Source organism: Pseudomonas sp. S2_H01 (genome assembly GCF_054668305.1).
On record NZ_CP162756.1, the window covers coordinates 3,784,444 to 3,803,344 of the forward strand.

General features: G+C 59.8%; 16 protein-coding genes. 11 read left to right on the top strand and 5 right to left on the bottom strand.

What is annotated here, in order from left to right; genetic code table 11:
• Positions 1–75: 75 nt before the first annotated feature.
• The 3 genes from AB4N84_RS16935 to AB4N84_RS16945 form a co-directional block, all read right to left on the bottom strand.
• Positions 76–1,218, bottom strand: coding sequence for an OpgC domain-containing protein (locus AB4N84_RS16935; RefSeq protein ID WP_074755754.1), 1,143 nt, complete (start codon positions 1,216–1,218; stop codon positions 76–78).
• 249 nt (positions 1,219–1,467) lie between these two features.
• On the bottom strand, positions 1,468–3,081 hold the full coding sequence (locus tag AB4N84_RS16940) for an FMN-binding glutamate synthase family protein (protein ID WP_460042330.1): 1,614 nt from the start codon (positions 3,079–3,081) through the stop codon (positions 1,468–1,470).
• A 78-nt stretch (positions 3,082–3,159) separates the two neighbouring features.
• Positions 3,160–3,972: a helix-turn-helix transcriptional regulator gene (locus AB4N84_RS16945; RefSeq protein WP_074755758.1), complete on the bottom strand. Its 813-nt coding sequence runs from the start codon at positions 3,970–3,972 to the stop codon at positions 3,160–3,162.
• Positions 3,973–4,106: 134 nt separating this feature from the next.
• Here AB4N84_RS16945 and AB4N84_RS16950 point away from each other — a divergent pair, with 134 nt between their 5' ends.
• Positions 4,107–4,931 carry a carbon-nitrogen hydrolase family protein gene (locus tag AB4N84_RS16950; protein ID WP_074755760.1) on the top strand — a complete coding sequence of 275 codons (825 nt, stop codon included), beginning with the start codon at positions 4,107–4,109 and terminating at the stop codon, positions 4,929–4,931.
• A 119-nt stretch (positions 4,932–5,050) separates the two neighbouring features.
• Positions 5,051–6,376, top strand: a complete 1,326-nt coding sequence (locus AB4N84_RS16955) for an APC family permease (protein WP_074755762.1) — start codon at positions 5,051–5,053, stop codon at positions 6,374–6,376.
• Between the two features lie 94 nt (positions 6,377–6,470).
• Here the strand turns inward: AB4N84_RS16955 and AB4N84_RS16960 are convergent, their stop codons facing one another.
• A complete protein-coding gene (locus AB4N84_RS16960) occupies positions 6,471–6,836 on the bottom strand; it encodes a hypothetical protein (protein WP_074755764.1) in 366 nt (121 codons plus the stop codon).
• A 199-nt stretch (positions 6,837–7,035) separates the two neighbouring features.
• Here AB4N84_RS16960 and AB4N84_RS16965 point away from each other — a divergent pair, with 199 nt between their 5' ends.
• The 3 genes from AB4N84_RS16965 (at position 7,036) to AB4N84_RS16975 (ending at position 9,058) form a co-directional block, all read left to right on the top strand.
• Positions 7,036–7,305, top strand: coding sequence for a type B 50S ribosomal protein L31 (locus tag AB4N84_RS16965; protein ID WP_074755767.1), 270 nt, complete (start codon positions 7,036–7,038; stop codon positions 7,303–7,305).
• A 260-nt stretch (positions 7,306–7,565) separates the two neighbouring features.
• The gene (ddlA, locus tag AB4N84_RS16970; RefSeq protein WP_460042331.1) at positions 7,566–8,657 is read left to right on the top strand and encodes a D-alanine--D-alanine ligase; all 1,092 of its coding nucleotides are present in this window, start codon (positions 7,566–7,568) and stop codon (positions 8,655–8,657) included.
• Positions 8,654–9,058, top strand: coding sequence for an NUDIX hydrolase (locus AB4N84_RS16975; protein ID WP_460042333.1), 405 nt, complete (start codon positions 8,654–8,656; stop codon positions 9,056–9,058). The genes ddlA and AB4N84_RS16975 overlap by 4 nt, the downstream gene beginning before the upstream one ends.
• 120 nt (positions 9,059–9,178) lie before the next feature.
• Here the strand turns inward: AB4N84_RS16975 and metR are convergent, their stop codons facing one another.
• Positions 9,179–10,096 carry a transcriptional regulator MetR gene (gene metR / locus AB4N84_RS16980; RefSeq protein ID WP_460042334.1) on the bottom strand — a complete coding sequence of 306 codons (918 nt, stop codon included), beginning with the start codon at positions 10,094–10,096 and terminating at the stop codon, positions 9,179–9,181.
• 107 nt (positions 10,097–10,203) lie between these two features.
• On the opposite strand from metR, the gene metE reads away from it, so the two are divergent.
• From metE to AB4N84_RS17010, 6 genes are all read left to right on the top strand, one after another.
• Complete coding sequence (gene metE, locus AB4N84_RS16985) at positions 10,204–12,516, top strand: 5-methyltetrahydropteroyltriglutamate--homocysteine S-methyltransferase (RefSeq protein ID WP_460042335.1); 2,313 nt, start codon at positions 10,204–10,206, stop codon at positions 12,514–12,516.
• Positions 12,517–12,981: 465 nt separating this feature from the next.
• Positions 12,982–14,336, top strand: a protein-coding gene (locus AB4N84_RS16990) for an IS3 family transposase (protein ID WP_460042336.1) whose coding sequence is annotated in 2 segments (ribosomal slippage) — positions 12,982–13,441 and positions 13,441–14,336 — 1,356 coding nt in all. Because the reading frame shifts where the segments join, the coding sequence is not laid out codon by codon here.
• 405 nt (positions 14,337–14,741) lie between these two features.
• Complete coding sequence (locus tag AB4N84_RS16995) at positions 14,742–15,734, top strand: alpha/beta fold hydrolase (RefSeq protein ID WP_074753165.1); 993 nt, start codon at positions 14,742–14,744, stop codon at positions 15,732–15,734.
• Between the two features lie 485 nt (positions 15,735–16,219).
• On the top strand, positions 16,220–16,888 hold the full coding sequence (locus AB4N84_RS17000; RefSeq protein WP_460042337.1) for a DsbA family oxidoreductase: 669 nt from the start codon (positions 16,220–16,222) through the stop codon (positions 16,886–16,888).
• Positions 16,889–17,059: 171 nt separating this feature from the next.
• Entirely contained in the window at positions 17,060–17,773 is a 714-nt protein-coding gene (locus AB4N84_RS17005; RefSeq protein ID WP_074753163.1) for a GntR family transcriptional regulator, read from the top strand.
• Positions 17,770–18,786 carry an ADP-ribosylglycohydrolase family protein gene (locus AB4N84_RS17010; RefSeq protein ID WP_460042338.1) on the top strand — a complete coding sequence of 339 codons (1,017 nt, stop codon included), beginning with the start codon at positions 17,770–17,772 and terminating at the stop codon, positions 18,784–18,786. Before AB4N84_RS17005 ends, AB4N84_RS17010 begins: the two co-directional genes overlap by 4 nt.
• Positions 18,787–18,901 lie beyond the last annotated feature (115 nt).

Below are 18,901 nucleotides of genomic sequence, written 5' to 3' on the forward strand. Positions count from 1 at the left end.
ACGCTGGGCGGGGAGGATGAAGAATTTGTAATGGAAAGTGGATCGAGGACCGTTATGCGAACCGTCGCCCGGAATTTAAGCCCGCACCACCGTCGCCACCTTCGGGCTCCCCAATCGCTTGTTCAGCTCAAGCCAATTAGACAACAGCAGCATCAACCCCAGCCCCAGCAACGCCGTAATCACGCGCATCTGCCAGACATCACCGGCCAGCGCGTTGACGCCATCCGCCAGCGGCGCGAGGACCACGCCCAGGCAGAAGATTTCCAGCGAGTAACGGCCCATGCGGCAGGTTTGCTGGGCAGGCCAGTTGTCCAGCCACGCCGTGGAGGCCGGCAGCGATTTGGCGACCACATACACCAGCGCCACGAAATGCAGGAGACGCAGTGGCGACAGGTCGGTTTTGCTGATCGGATAAATCAGGTCGGTGAACGCCTTCGGCAGCAGTGCATCGTGAACGTCGGGGAATTTCCAGAGGAAGGTGATGGGGCCTGCTATCAGCAAGTAAACAGCAGCCAACAGAAACAGCGGCTGCTGCCACACCGGGCGTACGTTCGGGCGCAGGCTCGAAGGTCGCTGGGTGTACATCGCGAAGGCGCCGCCCAGCACGAAGATCAATTGCCACGCCACCGGGTTGAAATACCAGTAACCCCCGCCTTCGTAGGCCCGCAGGTTCCAGCCGAACAGCGGCACCATCATGTACATCGCGATCGACAGGCCGACAGCAACCCCCACGTTGCGCAGCATGATCGGCAGGATCAGTGGCAAGGCGCCCATCAGCAGGATGTAAAGCGGCAGCGGGTCGGTCAGGTTGGGCTTGAAGCGCAACAACAGCTCGTCGGCGAGTGCCTGTTGCGGGTTGCCGACGAAATACTCAAGGCCCATCTCGCGCACCATGTCACGGGTTTCGACATGGTTGTTGGCGACGAAGACGATGCCCATCAATAAGGTCAGCAGGAAAATGTGCGCGACGTACAGCACCCAGGTACGGCGCAGGATCCTGAGGCAGGCGACGACATAACCGTCGCGCGCGACCACACGTCCATAGGCCAGCACGGCGGCATAGCCCGCGAGGAAGACAAACACCTCGGCGGCGTCGCTGAAGCCGAAATTACGCAGGGTGAGTTGCGCGAAAGGGTTGTCCGGTACGTGATCCCAAAAAATGAAGATCAGCGCCAAACCTCGAAAGAAGTCGATTCGATGGTCGCGTCCGTTCGTCATGACGGTGGGGCTCTTGCAAGTCTGTTTAAAGAAGGGCCGCATGCGGCCTTGGTTCCACGCCGACAGCGGGCGCTGATCGGCGGCGCGCAGGGTGGCTGTTTCAGGGGGGAAAAGCAAAAGGGGGGTATTACAGAATGTCTCAGGTCTGCGGGCACCGTTTCAACGGTGCGAGCTACAGACGGTAATGCTTGCCAGCGGCGGCGACGCTTGAAACCACCGCGGCTGGCAGTCGGGCGCTACAGGGTCAGATCAATCAATCTCATTGGGCTCAAAACTGTCCGCCCGAGCCATACGCCAGGTCCGTGAGTAGAAGCTGTCGTCGACGATACCGTTGAGCAACTGGCCCGGTTGCAGGAACACGTGAGACTGGGAGAACTGCTTAATCTCGGTGGCCGACATGCGGCGCACCAGGTGTTTGGCTTCCAGTTGATCAGGGGAGTCCAGACCTGCGGCTGCGAGCATCTCGGCCAGGGCGTGCAGGGTATTGCGGTGGAAATTGAATACCCGTTGTGCCTTGTCCGGGACGACCAGTGCGCGCTGGCGCAACGGATCCTGAGTGGCGACGCCGGTCGGGCATTTGTTGGTGTGGCAGCTTTGCGACTGAATGCAGCCGATGGCGAACATGAAGCCGCGGGCGGAGTTGGCCCAGTCGGCGCCGATGGACAGCACGCTGGCAATGTCGAAAGCACTGACGATCTTGCCGCTCGCCCCCAGTTTGATCTTGTCGCGCAGGTTGAGGCCGACCAGGGTGTTATGCACGAACAGCAAGCCTTCGCGCATCGGTACGCCCATGTGGTCGGTGAACTCGACAGGGGCTGCGCCGGTGCCGCCTTCGGTGCCGTCGACGACGATGAAGTCCGGCAGGATCCCGGTTTCGATCATGGCCTTGGCGATGCCCATGAATTCCCAGGGGTGACCCAGGCAGAACTTGAAGCCCACCGGTTTGCCGCCGGACAGCTCGCGCAGTTGCGCAATGAACTGCATCATTTCGAACGGCGTGGAAAAGGCGCTGTGACGCGATGGCGAGATGCAGTCCTCGCCCATCGGGATACCCCGCGTGTCGGCGATTTCCCGGGTGACCTTGTGCTTGGGCAAGATGCCGCCGTGGCCGGGTTTGGCGCCCTGACTCATCTTGATTTCAATCATGCGGACCTGCGGGTCCTGCGCTTGTTTGGCAAAACGCTCAGGGTCGAAACGGCCGTCTTCGGTGCGGCAGCCGAAATAGCCGCTGCCCAGCTCCCACGTGAGGTCGCCGCCGTTTTCGCGGTGATACGGGCTGATACTGCCTTCGCCTGTGTCATGGGCGAAGTTGCCGAGTTTGGCGCCTTTGTTCAGCGCCCGGATCGCATTGGCGCTGAGCGAGCCGAAGCTCATGGCCGAAATATTGAAGATCGACGCCGAGTATGGCTGAGTGCACTGCGGGCCGCCGACGGTGACCCGGAACTGGTTAGGGTCCGACAGCGGCGCCGGGCGCATGGAATGGCTGATGAATTCGAAGCCGGATTGATAAACGTCGATCAGGGTGCCGAACGGTTTGTCGGCCGATTCATTCTTGGCGCGTGCATACACCAGCGAACGCTGCGCACGAGAGAAGGGCAGGGCGTCGCTGTCGGACTCCAGCAGGTACTGGCGGATTTCCGGGCGGATCGTTTCGACGGCGTACCGGATGTTGCCCAGGATCGGATAGTTACGGCGCACCGAGTGCGGGACTTGAATGAGGTCGAAAATACCGATCAGGCTGAGGATCGCCGTCGCGAGTGTGAACGGCCACAGCCACTCGTGGTAGAGGAACGGGAGGCTCAGCAGGGTGAACAATACACACCCGACGAAAAAGGCGTAGCGACTTAGAAGGGACAGGCTCATAGGCAATCCTGGGGTCTGAACACGGTTGATGGAAGAGACGCTGTGCCGCGCCTTTTTTCGGCAAGACTTTCCTTTGCCTCAAGCGCTCTGCGCCTGAAGAAAAATCGAAAACAGTTCTGACTGGGATTTGATTCCGAGTTTGCTGTACATGTGTTTCTTGTGAACGCGCACGGTTTCGGCAGAGATTTCCAGCTTGCGCGCGATCTCCTTGCTCGAGCAGCCGCTGAGCATCAAACGGCCGACGTCCAGCTCACGCGCGGTCAGTTGGGCGCCACGGCTCTGCTGCACCGAGGCTTCCAGTTGGGTGCGCCAGTCGGCGGTCGGCAACGGCGCAGCGGTGCGTTCGTCATCGGCCACAGGCTCCGCCAGCTCAAACGGCAGGCGCTGACGCAACAGGGCAATGACCCACGGTTGAATCATCGACAGCAAGGCGATCTGCTCGGCGGTGAAGCGCTGCGTCGAGCCCAGCGACAGGCAAAGCGTGCGGTCGTTGTCGAGCTGGCAATTGAACTGGATTTCATCGGCCACGACATTCAGACGAAAGTATCGCTGGTAATACTCAGTCAGTTCGAAGTGTTCCGGGGCAACCTCAGCCAGCCGGAACAGCCCACTTTGCGAGCGCTCGCGGCTGGCGATGTAGAACGGATCCAGCAGATAAAGGCCTTTCAGGTAGTCCTGAAACAACTGATCGGGGTTGCCGTCCTCGGCGGGGCATTCGGCGAAGACCTGAGGCCGGTCTCCAGCGCTGAACTGCAGGGCCACCCAACTATCGAACGTCACGTATTGATTGAGCAGCCGCACCAGTTGTGCCCAGAAGTTGGGCCGGTCCAGCGCTTCGATCAGCTGGGCGACCGAGCGATGCCAGGCCATGTCCTGAAGTGCGATTGTCATTGATCTACCCCTATTGGGTTACTACAGCTGCGTAATTCCCCGTAACACTTGCTGATGCGCATACTGCCCGCAGAGCCAATGATCAGGCCAGCATTTTGTGCCCGATCGGCAACGTGACTCGATAAGGAGAACCCATGAAGGTCGAATTTGCCCAAATGACGGGCCAGGACAATGGCACGCGCCATAATCTGAAGCGCGCGCTTAATGCCATCGCCGCCTGCGCCGATGACACTGCGCTGATCGTATTCCCGGAAACGCATCTGATGGGGTTTCCCTCCAGCGAGACCGTCGCTCAGGTCTCCGAGCCACTGGACGGTCCAACCGTTCAAGCCGTGCGGCAGGCCGTTCGGGCGCGCAACGTCTCGGTGGTCATTGGTATGGCCGAAAGCGATGACGGTCGGTTCTACAACACCACCTTGTTGATCACGCCCGAGGGCATCGCGCTGCGGTATCGCAAGACCCACCTATGGGCGTCCGATCGTGGCGTGTTTACGCCCGGAGACCGTTATGCGACCTGTCTGTGGAATGGCGTGCGGGTCGGCCTGTTGATCTGCTATGACATCGAGTTCCCCGAGTCGGCCCGTGCGCTGGCGCAGCTGGGTGCCGAGCTGATCATCGTGACCAACGGCAACATGGACCCTTACGGCCCGACGCATCGCACCGCAATCATGGCACGCGCCCAGGAAAATCAGGCGTTCGCGCTGATGGTCAATCGTGTGGGTGAAGGCGATGGCGGGCTGGTCTTCGCCGGTGGCAGTGCGCTGGTCGACCCGTTTGGCACGCTGTTGCAGGAAGCTGGCCGCGAAGAGTGCCAATTCAGCGCCCAGCTCGATATCAACCTGCTGCAAGCAGCGCGCCGCGACTACCGCTACCTGGATGATCAGCGCCTGCGCCTGCCAGGTGAAGTGATCGAGCACGCCAACGGTGTGCGAGAACTGATGATTCCAAAACACGCATAAAAGCAGTGCCTGCCGAGCGTCGTTGCGGCGACTGCCCGGCAGTTTCCAATAAAAAGAAACGCCTTTGTTCTGCCGAACTTTTCTCTGCCATAAAACCTATAAATTCGGAGTAGTCGCTCATGGCTCGTTTGCAACGCACCCTTTCATTAGGGTCGGTGGTGCTGTTCGGCATCGCCTATATGACCCCCATCATCGTGCTCGGAACCTTCGGCATCCTTGCGCAATCCACAGGCGGCATGGTCCCGGCTTCTTACCTCGCGGCCTTGGTGGCGATGTTCTTCACCGCCATGAGTTACGGCCGCATGGCTGCGGCTTACCCGGTCGCGGGTTCGGCCTACAGCTACGTGCGCAAGGCAATCAGCCCGAAGCTGGGTTTCATCGCGGGCTGGGCAGTGCTGCTTGATTACCTGTTCCTGCCGATGGCGATCTGGTTGATCGGCGCTGCATACCTGGGCTCGGCCTTTCCCTCTGTGCCGCAGCCTGTCTGGGTACTGGCGTTCATCGTCGTGACCAGCTTGATCAACATCGTGGGGCTGAAACTGGCCAACACCGTCAACGCCCTGCTGATGATCGTGCAGTTCCTCGTGCTGGCTGCGTTCGTCGCGCTGTGCATCCACTACATCGGGGGCGATGCCAGCACACCGTTGTGGACACTGACGCCGTTCTTCAACGGTGACATGCAGATGCCGCTGATCATGAGTGGCGCCGCGATTGCCTGTTACTCGTTCCTGGGTTTTGACGCGGTCAGTACCCTGACGGAAGAAACCAAAGACCCGCGCAAGACCATTCCAAGGGCGATCATGATGATTACCTTGATCGGCGGCTTGATCTTCGTCGGTGTGTCCTACTTCGTGCAATTGGCGCATCCGTCTGCGCAGTTCGAAAACGTTGATTCAGCGGCGTACGAAATCGCCCGCAATATTGGCGGGGACCTGTTCGTGACGATCTTCCTGATCGGCCTGATCGTTGGTCAGTTCGCCTCGGGGCTTTCGGCTCAGGCCAGCGGTTCGCGCCTGCTCTTCGCGATGGGGCGTGACGGTGTGTTGCCGAAGTCGTTTTTCGCGGCGTTGAGCGAGCGTTTCGGTACACCGGTCAACAGCATCCTGCTCTGCGCCGTGGTGGCGCTGCTCGCCTTGAAACTGGACGTGACCACGTCGACGTCGTTCATCAATTTCGGTGCGTTCCTGGCGTTCAGCCTCGTCAATCTTTCAGTGATTTTCCATTACTGGATCGCCGGTGAAAAACGCGGTCTTCGCGAGGTCTTGCTGTTCCTGATCTGTCCGCTGATCGGCCTGTTGGCCGACGTGTGGCTGATGGTCAGCCTGGACAAGCTGGCGATCATGCTCGGCGTGAGCTGGCTGGTGCTGGGTTGTCTCTACCTGGCCTGGCTTACCGGCGGGTTCCGCCGTCAGCCGCCTGAGATGGACTTCCAGGAAGCGGCGTAATTCAAGAACGGGGCGCGCTGCAATGGCGCGCCCCTGTATTTCACATGACCCTCCCCTCGATCAGATGACGTGTTGAAAGTATCAGCTCCGCCCGTTACTGGCCGAAGACGCGTTCCTTGGTTTCAAGGGTCTGCTCGACCATTTTGCTGATGTCTTCCTGTCCTTCTTCGGTGCAGCTGCGAATGTCCTGGATCAGTTCGGCTTCCTTGGGCGACAGTGCGATGTAGCCCAGCTCGCACGCCCAGCGGTTGAACGCTTCATGGCTGTCCACGGGAAGCGCTGCGTCCGCGGCTTCGGTCAATGCGTCTATCAATGGCTCCAGCTTGTCCGCCAGTACATCACGGTCAATCTGAACGTCGGCTTCCTGCACGAAACGCTCGAGAACATTCAGCGCGCTTCGGGCATCGATCAGACGCATGTGGCTGGGGATGCTCATTTCGTATCGATCGATCATTGGCATTGCACAACTCCCTGGTGGTGATTTTTCATTCCGTTCCCGATGGGTTTCGGGGGTGCTTTGGTCAGCGGCGCGAACCTTATAGGCACTTGCGGCCAGATCAAAGGCCAAAGTTGTAACAGTTACAATATTTGGGGAGTTGAACTTTTTCTAATTGTTACTGTATAACGTATTACATGATCACCTAAATCTGGAGAGCGCCATGAAAGCCGATATCCATCCCGACTACCGTCAGGTTCTGTTTCACGACACGGCAGCCGACGTCTATTTTCTGATCGGTTCGACCGTTGACACCGACCGGACGCAGAAGCATTCCGACGGTCAGACCTATCCGTACGTGGCGCTCGATGTGTCTAGCGCTTCGCACCCGATGTACACCGGCCAGCAACGCAAGACCACGACTGAGGGGCGTATTGCGGGCTTTAACAAGCGGTTCGCGACGTTTGGGTCTGGGGCCAGGAAAGCCGAATGACCGCAGGCAGGTCCCGCGCTTTGGGTGTCGTTTTTCGATGACCTGGGGTGCGGGATTTTTTTTGGCTGTTTGTCGGGATCTGGTGTTGGGTTTTCGGAACATAACAGCTGATAGGTGGTGGCGCAGACAGGCTCTGGCTAACCGGTTCTGCCATTAACGGGTGTTCTGGAGGGTCATTCCGTCATTCAGATGCCCCGGACACTGGACTATGGACGCAAATTGCTTTTAGCTCTGCGACCTGAAATCCAGGAGTTTCCGTTTTGAAAAAGTCAGTCGCCATCGTATTCGGTGGGCAATCCTCCGAGCATGAAGTGTCGTTGCAATCGGCACGCAACGTGATCAATGCGATTGATCGCAACAACTACTACATCACCCTGATCGGCATCGACAAACAAGGTCATTGGTTGCGGTTTGACGAGCGCGATTACCTGCAGAATGCGACCGATCCGGCGCACATCAAGCTCAGCGAATCCGGTCGGCTGCTGTCGCTGATGCCCGGTGCCCAAGGCCCTCAGTTCGTTGAGGTGGAAACCGGTCTGGAAGTGCCGCGCATTGATGTGGTCTTTCCGCTGATCCACGGCAGTTCTGGCGAAGACGGCTCCCTTCAAGGCCTGTTGCGTCTGCTCGATATTCCGTTCGTGGGTCCCGACGTGCTGGGTTCGGCGGTGTGCATGGACAAGGACGTGACCAAGCGCCTGCTCCGTGACGCGGGCATTGCCGTGGCGCCGTTTGTGGTCCTGCACCGGGGCGAGTCGGTGGACTTTGTCAGTGTGTCGGCGCAACTGGGCCTGCCGCTGTTCGTCAAACCTGCCAGTCAGGGCTCCTCCGTCGGCGTGAGCAAGGTCACGGACGAGGCCGGTTACGTTGCCGCCTTGAAGCTGGCGTTTGAGTACGACAACAAGGTTCTGATCGAACAGGGCATCGTCGGGCGTGAGGTGGAGTGCGCGGTGTTGGGCAACCACGCCCCGCAGGTCAGCGTCTGCGGCGAGGTAGTCGCCAACGATGAGTTCTACGCCTATGACACCAAGTACCTGAACGACGGTCAGGCGCGGATCGCAATCCCTGCCGAGCTCTCGGCAGACCTCAGCGAAGCCGTGCGTGAAGTCGCCTTGCAGGCGTATCGCGTATTGGGTTGTGCCGGTTTGTCGCGGGTGGATTTCTTCGTCACCGACGCGCGTGAAATCATCATCAACGAGGTCAACACCCTTCCTGGGTTCACCTCCATCAGCATGTACCCGAAACTCTGGCAGGCCAGCGGGTTGAGCTATCCGGAGCTGATTGATCGGTTGATCGTGCTGGCGCTGGAACGCGCGGATGAACATCGCGCACTGAAAACCGAGGTGGTGCTGTGAAGGTCATTCGCATCGCTGCAGCGTTGCTGATTGGCGCCGATGGTCGAACCTTGCTGGTGCGCAAGCGCGGCACGCAGGCGTTCATGCAGCCGGGCGGCAAGATCGATGCGGGTGAAACGGCGGTGAATGCGCTGGCGCGTGAGCTCCATGAGGAACTCGGATTGCGGGTCGAGCCGGAGCAGGCGCAGTTTCTGGGCGAGTTTTCAGCGGTCGCCGCCAACGAGCCGGGCTTCGAGGTGAACTGCCAGCTGTATCGGCTGGACGTTGCGCAGGACGTCACCCCGGCTGCCGAGATCGAAGAAGTTCTGTGGGTCGACGCCGGTGATGTAAGCCACGTGGCTCTGGCGCCGCTGACGCGGGATTCGATTTTGCCGTTGTATCGACGTCTGCAAAGCGCCTGAGTCTTGCAACGAACCCTGTAGGAGCACGCTTGCCCGCGATTGCGGTGCGTCAGTCACCGCCGTCATCACCGATACGCCGCCATTGCGGGCAAGCGAGTTCCTACACCAGAGCTTCCCAATTCACCGCACTGCACTGACTCCATCCAGCGTCGAGAACGACGTGTCTTTCGCCGTCAGCAGAAAGTCACGCATATACGGCGCGTCCAGCATGTCGGCGCGAATCGCCGCGTACAGCGTCGCAAATAACCCTTTCTCACCCAGCCGCTTGGCTTTTACATAGCCGCGTGAGCTGTATTCATGCAGCGCCCAGTGCGGCATCCCACACACGCCGCGGCCGCTGGCGACAAGCTGCATCATCATCACTGTCAGCTCTGAGGTGCGTACCTGCGCGGGCTCGACGTCGGCGGGCTCCAGAAAACGCGTGAAGATGTCCAGCCGGTCACGCTCGACCGGGTAGGTGATCAGCGTCTCAGTGGCCAGGTCATCCGGGACAACATAGGGCTTGCTCGCCAGCGGGTGTTGATTCGCCACGGCGAGCATGGCCTCGTAGGTGAACAGCGGCACGTAGGTAATGCCTACCAGATCCACCGGGTCCGAGGTCACCACCAGGTCCAGATCGCCACGGGCCAGAGCCGGCAAGGGCGCGAAGGCAAAACCCGAGGCAAGGTCCAGCTCGACTTCAGGCCATGCATCCCGGAACTGATCAATGGTCGGCATCAGCCACTGGAAGCAGCTGTGGCATTCGATCGCCATGTGCAGACGCCCGGCCACGCCGCCCGCCAGACGCGAGATGTCCCGCTCGGCACTGCGCAATTGCGGCAATACCGAGTCGGCCAGTTGCAGCAACCGCAGCCCGGCGCTGGTGAAGCGTACCGGCTTGGTCTTGCGCACGAAGAGCGGCATGCCCATGCGCTCCTCCAGTTCCTTGAACTGGTGGGACAGGGCGGATTGCGTCAGATGCAGGCGATCCGCCGCATCGACCAGGCTGTCAGCCTCGCGCAGCGCGTGCAGGGTTTTCAGGTGGCGTATCTCAAGCACCGTGGCGCTCCATGAATGAATTTTGTGATCAACACGAAAACAATGAGTTTGTCTCATGTAACAGCGAGTGTCGACAATGGCGCCATATTTTGAGTGGAGTAGTTGTCATGGCCCTGGCCCATAACCTTGGATTTCCGCGCATTGGCGCCGACCGCGAACTGAAGAAAGCACTGGAAGCCTACTGGAAGGGCGATCTTGATCAGGCGGCTCTGCAGTCGGTAGGACGTGAGCTGCGCGCTGCTCACTGGCAGCTCCAGAAAGACGCAGGGATCGACCTGCTGCCTGTAGGGGATTTCGCTTGGTATGACCAGGTGCTGACGCACTCGCTGACCTTCGGGGTAATCCCCGAACGTTTCGCCGGCGTGACAAACGAAAAAGGCCTGCCCACCCTCGACACGCTGTTCGCCATGGCCCGGGGTGCCTCCAGTGCCTGCTGCGGTGGCAATCACGGCACAGCGCAGTACGCTCAGGAACTGACCAAGTGGTTCGACACCAACTACCACTACCTGGTCCCGGAATTCACCCGTGATCAACACTTCAAACTGAGCTGGGAACAGCTGTTTGAAGAGGTCGACGAAGCCACGGAATTGGGTCACACGGTAAAGCCGGTGATCATCGGGCCGTTGACGTATCTGTGGTTGGGCAAGGCCAAAGGCGACAGCTTCGACAAGCTCGAACTGCTGGACCGCCTGCTGCCGATCTATGGCGAGATTCTCGGTCGTCTGGCCGGGCAGGGCGTGGAATGGGTTCAGATCGATGAGCCTATTCTCAGCCTGGATCTGCCGCAGGACTGGAAAAACGCCTTTGAACGCGCCTATCACAGCCTGCAGTACTCGCCACTGAAGAAGCTCATCGCAACCTATTTCGGCGGTCTGGAGGACAACCTCGGCCTGGCGGTTGCGCTGCCGGTGGCCGGTCTGCATGTGGACCTGGTGCGCGCCCCTGAGCAATTGCCGGCTTTGCTGGATCGTCTGCCGACTTACAAAGTGTTGTCGCTCGGGGTGGTGAACGGTCGCAACGTCTGGCGTTGCGATCTGGAGGCTGCGCGTGAGGGGTTGCTCGAAGCCCAGCTGCGCTTCGCCGATAACCTGTGGGTCGCGGGTTCTTGCTCGCTGCTGCACAGCCCGGTCGATCTGGAGCGTGAGGACCAACTGGATGCCGAACTGAAAAGCTGGCTGGCCTTCGCCAAACAGAAATGTAATGAAATTTCGATCCTCAGCACCGCCCTCAACGATCCTCAGGCCGAGCGCGTACAGACTGCATTTGCCGAGAGCCGTGCGGTGCAGTTGAGCCGCCAACAGTCGCCACGCATTCACAAGCCTGAGGTGCAGGCGCGTGTGGCGGCGATTACCGCCGCCGACAGCCAGCGTCAATCGGCATTTGCCGAACGTATCGACCTGCAGCGTGCCCGTTTGAATCTGCCAGCGTTTCCGACTACCACGATTGGCTCTTTCCCACAGACCGCGTCGATCCGTCTCGCTCGTCAGTCGTGGAAGCAGGGCAAGCTGTCGGCCAATGATTACCACGACGCCATGCGCGCCGAGATACGCCATGCCGTGAACACCCAGGAGCTTTTGGGCCTGGACGTGCTGGTGCATGGCGAAGCTGAACGTAATGACATGGTCGAATACTTCGCCGAGCAACTGGACGGGTATGCGTTCAGCCGCTTCGGCTGGGTTCAGAGTTACGGTTCCCGTTGTGTGAAACCGGCGGTGATTGTGGGCGACTTGAGCCGTCCGCAGGCGATGACCGTGGACTGGATCGAGTACGCGCAGAGCCTGACCGACAAGGTGATGAAGGGCATGCTGACCGGGCCGGTGACCATGCTGATGTGGTCGTTCCCGCGTGAAGACGTTTCACGCAAGGTGCAGGCGCAGCAATTGGCGCTGGCCATTCGAGACGAAGTGGTTGACCTGGAAAGTGCGGGCATCAAGATCGTGCAGATCGACGAGGCGGCCTTCCGTGAGGGTTTGCCGTTGCGTCGTGCGCAATGGACGGAGTATCTGGACTGGGCGGTGGAAGCGTTCCGTCTGTGCGCTTCGGGCGTTCGGGACGAGACCCAGATCCACACCCACATGTGCTACAGCGAGTTCAACGAGGTCATCGCGTCGATTGCCGCCATGGACGCCGACGTGATCACTGTCGAAACCTCGCGCTCGGACATGGAGTTACTGGAGGCGTTCAAGGCGTTTGATTACCCGAATGACATCGGCCCAGGCGTTTACGACATCCATTCTCCGCGGGTGCCGGACAAGGCGGAAATGATGACGCTGATGAACAAGGCGGTGCAGCGCATTCCGGCAGAGCGGTTGTGGGTGAACCCGGATTGCGGCCTGAAGACCCGCGCGTGGCCTGAAACCGAGGCGGCGTTGGTGAACATGGTGGCGGCGGCCCGGCAGTTGAGGGCCGAGCTGGCCTGACAGCATGGGCCACACCCCCGGATGACGCAGAGCGTCTCTGATATGTGTTACCACGCGGAGCGTGGGAACCATCAGCGTGCTCGCGATGGGAGTGAGCCAGTTTCATTAAAGGTGAATGAGACACCGCATTCGTCAGCAAACTAAGTCCTACAGGTTCATGTTTGTTCAACGATCGAGGTGTTGATCTAGGCAGCGCAAAGCGCGCTGTGGCTTTTGATCTTCATGCCGCAGCAGCCCAGACACCACAAAACGCGACTTGGGTGCAGGCTGAACGCATGCGATGCGGAGTGGGCCGAGCGGCATGGATGCCGCGAGAGCGCTGCTAGGACATGGATGTCCGTTAAGCGCGGGCCCACGGAGCGTCGCCGGAGTGAAGGAACTCCGACGAAGGAGGAGCCCAACCGGGAGCATAGACCTGAACTGACCCCCGAAAGTTGGACACCCAGTCCAACCGAGGGAACAGCCATGACGAAGTACGATCCAGCCTTCAAACTCAAACTGGTTAAACAATGCCTGGCCGGCAGCAGCACCAACGGGGTTGCAGTCAAAAATGGTATCGGTCACTCCATCCTGCAGCGCTGGGTGCGCAGCTATCAGCAACACGGTCTGCCCGGCCTTGCGAGGCAGTACAGCCGCTATGACGCCCAGTTCAAACTCAGTGTTCTACAGCGCATTGAGCAGGATGGATTGTCGGACCAGCAAGCCGCCATTCTCTTTGGCATCCGCGGGCAAAACAGCATCGGGGAATGGAAGAGGCTGTACCATGCCGGAGGTATCAATGCGCTGAAGCCGCATCGGGAGAGAGAGCCTGCCATGCCCCAAAAACCATCTGAAAAAGCTGTACAGCCTTGCCCTGGCGATGACGAGCGTACTCGCCAGGAACTGCTCGATGAGCTGGGTTACCTGCGAGCGGAGAATGCCTACTTAAAAAAGCTCGATGCCTTGATCCGGGAGCAGAATGCAGCGCGAGCCAAAAAGCGCACATAATCCAGGGATTGAGGCATGAGCATTCGATGCGATGGCTGTTGCGTGCTGCCGGCTTGGCCCACAGCACGTTCTACTATCAGGCCAAGGCCGTTGCCCGCGATAAACACGCCGGGCTCAAGGCTCACGTGCGACGCATCTATGAGCAGCACAAGGGACGTTACGGCTATCGCCGTATCACCGCGGTCCTGAGACAGATAGGCGAACATGCCAATCACAAGACGGTACAGCGGTTGATGCAGATGATGGGGCTCAAGTCGTTGGTCAGGATCAAGAAATATCGCTCCTACAAAGGCCCGGAGGGCGAGACAGCGCCTAATCGGTTGGCGCGCCAATTCAAGGCCGACCTTCCCGACCAAAAATGGGTGACCGATGTCACCGAGTTCAAGGTCAACGGGCAAAAGCTTTACCTGTCACCAGTACTGGATCTTTGTACCCGGGAGATCGTGGCTTACCAGACCAGCAGGCGGCCGGTGTTTGAGCTGGTGTCAAAAATGCTGGAGAAGGCTCTGGCACGACTGGGGCCAGAGCAGACTCCTTTGCTGCACTCGGATCAGGGGTGGCAGTATCGTCAGGTTAATTACCGGCATCGGCTGGCCCAAAAAGGCCTTCAACAAAGCATGTCGCGTAAAGGGAACTGCTATGACAACGCTGTGATGGAGCGCTTCTTCGGCACTCTGAAGAGCGAGTTTTTTTACCTTGAGCGCTTCGACACCGTTGAGCAATTAGAAGCCGGGCTCGACGAGTACATCCATTACTACAACCACGAGCGGATCAGCATGAAGCTCAACGGCCTCAGTCCGGTACAATTTCGAAGCCAGATAATGAGTCTGTAATTTGTCCAACTTTCGGGGGTCAGTTCAACACTTGGTTACTTGGTGTCTTTTCAAGTAACCCGCCGAAGGCGGAACAGTTTGGACGTTAGGACAAACCAAGCCCTCAGCGTCACCCCAAATAGCGGAAATGCACACCATCCAAGCTCGCACTCACAACTGCGATGCAGGACGTAGATCCTCGAACAACCCTTATTGCATAGCAGTGCGCCCACCGTTTCAATCACCTTCAACAGAGGCACCGAAGCAGGCGCGGTCTGCTTTTCTTGCCGCTTCCAACTTGCCGCTTGCGGTTGCTTCACGACCGTTGAGCCCCCTTCATCAAAATGTCATGCAACTGTGGCAGCGCGCTTGGGAAAACTTCATCAGACTCGCGGCTTACTGGGGTTCTGCGTTTCGGTGTTTTTCATGCGGGTTTTATTTTTCCTGGCTGCGCTTTTGTGCAGCTTGCCGTCTTTTGCGGCTTCTCGATGCGATGTCAACGTTCCCACGCAAGTGGCCGAGCTCGATGAGGTGCACCTGGCGTATCAAAGTATCGGTCGAGATTCGGACCCGGCGCTGCTGCTGGTCATGGGGCTGGGTGGCCAGCTGATTCACTGGCCGGACGAGGTCGTGGTCGCGCTGTGTCAGCAAGGTTTCCGGGTCATTCGCTACGACAATCGCGATGTCGGTCTGTCGACGTGGGTCCAGGCGCCTGCCACCGCGAACCTGACGTACGAAGTGCTGCGCTACAAGATCGGCCTGCCGGTGTCGGCGCCGTATTCACTGACCGACATGGCCCAGGACGCCGTGGGGCTGATGGACGCCCTGCACGTTCAGCGCTTCCATGTGCTGGGCGCAAGCATGGGCGGGATGATCGCGCAGCATCTGGCGGACATGGCGCCCAAGCGTGTCGAAAGCCTGACCCTCATCATGACCAGTTCCGGCGCACCCGGTTTGCCGATGCCAAGCCCTGCATTGCTGCAACTGCTCGCCCGCCGTGGCGCGCCCGATCGTCAGACGGCGCTCGAACAGCAGGCGGATTTGCTGGCGGCGCTGGGCAGTCCGGAAGTTAAGGATGATCGGCAAAAGCTGTTGCAGCAGGCGGCCATTTCCTACGATCGTGCGTTCAATCCTGAAGGCGTGAAGCGGCAGATTCTGGCGATACTCGCCGAACCCAGCCGCGTCGAATTATTGAACCGCCTGCGCGTTCCGACGCTGGTGGTGCACGGTACCGCCGATCCGCTGTTGCCGGTGATGCACGGCATTCATGTTGCCGCGCATATCCAGGGCAGCCAGTTGAAGCTGATCCCGGGGCTGGCGCATCGTTTCCAGGAAGCCTTCAAGGCCCCGTTGCTCGCTGCCGTGTTGCCTTACCTGCGTGAGCATCGTGAGGACGCGTCGCACGTGGCGGCACTTTGAAGCCGGCACACTGAGGGTTATGGGTAGACCGCATTCGCTGCCCTCGTAACCTCGGACGTCTCCTACAGGGACCGCGTCGTTCGGCTGCTTCGGGGTGTTTCAGGGATTTACGGTGTCTGAACGTGATGCGCAGTTCGCTGCCCTCGTAACCTCGGACGTCTCCTACAAGGGCGGCGTCGTTCGGCTGCTTCGGGGTGTTTCAGGGATTTACGGTGTCTGAACGTGATACGCAGTTCGCTGCCCTCGTAACCTCGGACGTCTCCTACAGGGGCGGCGTCGATCGGCTGCTTCGGGGTGTTTCAGGGATTTACTGTGTCTGAACGTGATGCGCCGTATGTGTAGGAGCGCGCTTGCCCGCGAATGAGGCGTGTCCGACGCCATCACCGTCATTGACGCGCCGCGATCGCGGGCAAACGCGCCTACAGGTTTGTGCCTGAGCCTGATCGGCGTATCGTGGCGTTTTTCCTCTTTTGCATGAGGCTGCCATGAGCACTCCGCTGAAAATCGATTTCATCTCCGACGTTTCCTGCCCGTGGTGCATCATCGGCTTGCGGGCGCTGGATCAGGCGCTTGAGCACCTGGGTGATGAAGTCCAGGCGCACATTCACTTCCAGCCGTTTGAGCTCAACCCGAAGATGGTCCCTGAAGGTCAGGAAATCTTCGAGCACATCGCCGAGAAATACGGTTCGACGCGTGAGCAGTACCAAGCCAATGCCGAAAACATTCGTGAGCGCGGCGCGGAACTGGGCTTCGTCTTCAAACCGGGCGACCGCCGGATCTACAACACCTTCGACGCGCATCGCCTGCTGCATTGGGCTGAGCTGGAAGGCAAGCAACAGGCGCTGAAAGAGGCGCTGTTCACGGCGTATTTCAGCCAGCACGCCGATGTGTCCAGCCATAAGGTGCTGGCGGACGTCGCGCAGAAAGTCGGCATGGACCGTGTCCGGGCCGAGGCGGTCCTGGCGTCCGACCAATACGCCGCCCAGGTGCGCGAGCTGGAAGAGCTCTGGGTCACGCGCGGTGTCAGCTCGGTGCCGACCATCGTCTTCAACGACCAATACGCCGTGACCGGGGGGCAGCCGGTTGACGTGTTTGTGGGGGCCATTCGTCAGATCATCAGCGAACAGTCGAGTGTCGTTAACGCCGACGAATGATGAGCTACGCTGACTGACGCGTTCGCGAGCAGGCGCGCTTCCACAGGGCTCCTCGTTGCCCGGGTGAGGGCGAGCCTGCTCGCGACGCACTGCAACCGCTGTCACACATTTCCAACCCTCGTTAAAAAAACCGCTTGCTCCCATCCACCTCTTTCGGATATCAATTTGTACATGATTAGACAGGTTCGATTTGACAAGAAAAAACGCGTGGTCGATGAGCTCGCCCGTCGCATTGAAACCGGCCAGATGGGTTCCGGTGAGCTGCTGCCAGGCGAAAACCTGCTAGCCCAGGAATTCAACGTCAGCCGCGGCACCCTGCGCGAGGCGCTGTCCGAACTCAAACGCCGTAATTACATCGCGACCCAGACGGGCGTGGGTTCGATCGTGACCTACGACGGGATTTCCCTGGATCAGCGCGCGGGTTGGGCGCAGGCACTGGCTGACACTGGCGCTCGGGTCAGCACTGAAATCCTGCGGCTGGTTGCCGTGCAGCGTCCTGATCTTGAGGGCCGCTTCGGCACGGCGGATTACATTGCGCTGGATCGCCGTCGCACGGCGGCGGACGGCAGTGTGGTGTCGCTTGAGCGCGTCTTGATCCCGGCCATGAATGGCCTCGAAAACCTGCCCCGCGACGGGCTTATCGATGACTCGTTGACCGTGACACTGGCGGCTCATGGGTACGTCGGTGATCGCGGCGACCAATGGATCGGCGCGGAGCCGTTGAGCAACGACGATGCCGCGCTGATGCTGCGCGAACCCGGCTCGGTGTTTCTCAAGGCGACACGGACCACGTTCGACCGGCGACACCGTTTCATGGAGCACGTGGAAAGCCTTCTGGATCCCGTGCATTTTCGTCTTCACCTGGCTTTTGGATCGTCTACATGACCGCATTGATCGACATTCGCGACCGCGCGCTGGCCGCTTTCTACGGCCTGGCCCTTGGCGATGCGTTGGGTATGCCCACGCAGTCGTTGAGTCGCGAGCAGATCAAGCAACGCTTTGACTGCATTACCACGCTCACCGCTGCCGATGCCGACCAGCCCATCGCCCCGAACATGGTGGCCGGCTCGATCACGGATGACACCGAGCAGGCGGTCCTGGTGGCGGAGCTGCTGATTGCCGGCGGCGGACGCATTGAGCCGTCTGACCTGGCGCAGAGCCTGATCGACTGGGAAGTGGTCATGCAGGCCAAAGGCTCGCAAGACCTGCTTGGCCCGTCCACCAAGCGCGCCATTGAAATGATTCTGGCAGGCCACAGCCCTGAGGAGTCAGGCCGTTTTGGCACCACCAATGGCGCCGCCATGCGCATCACGCCGGTCGGCATTGCCGCTGATGTGCAGGAAGAAGCGCAGTTTGTCGAGTCGGTGATGCAGGCGTGTCAGGTGACCCACAACACCACCCTTGGCATTTCCAGTGCCGCCGCCGTCGCGGCGGTGGTGTCGGCGGGCATCAACGGCGTCAGCCTCAGTGATGCGCTGGACATCGCCGTGCGCATTGCGCAACGCGCCGAGCGTCACGGTCACTGGATTGCGGGCGGTCGCATCGCGGCGCGTATCGTCTGGGCGAAAAAGCTCTGCGCCGACTGCAGCAATGACCAACTGCCTGAACTGATCTACGACGTGATCGGCACGTCAGTGGCCTCGCAGGAATCGGTGGTGGCCGCTTTCGCGCTGGCACATCAGGTCGCGTCGGGTCAGCTGACGGCTTTCGATGCCGTCTGCATGGCCGCAAGCCTGGGCGGCGACACCGACACCATCGCCGCGATTCTTGGCGCGATGCTGGGTGCATGCCAGGGCATGAGCGCCTGGCCGACCGAGTTGATCGAACAGATTAAGACCGTGAACGGGCTCGAGCTTTACCCAGTGGTCGAGCATTTGCTGTCCCTGCGTGCGGTCTGACCGACGCCGGCAAACTGAACTGACAAGCGGAATTAAATAAGAGACACCCCCATTGCCCCTGATCACAGCGGCGATCCGGAGCCTTTTACTGTCCAGACCGGACACCGAAGGCGTC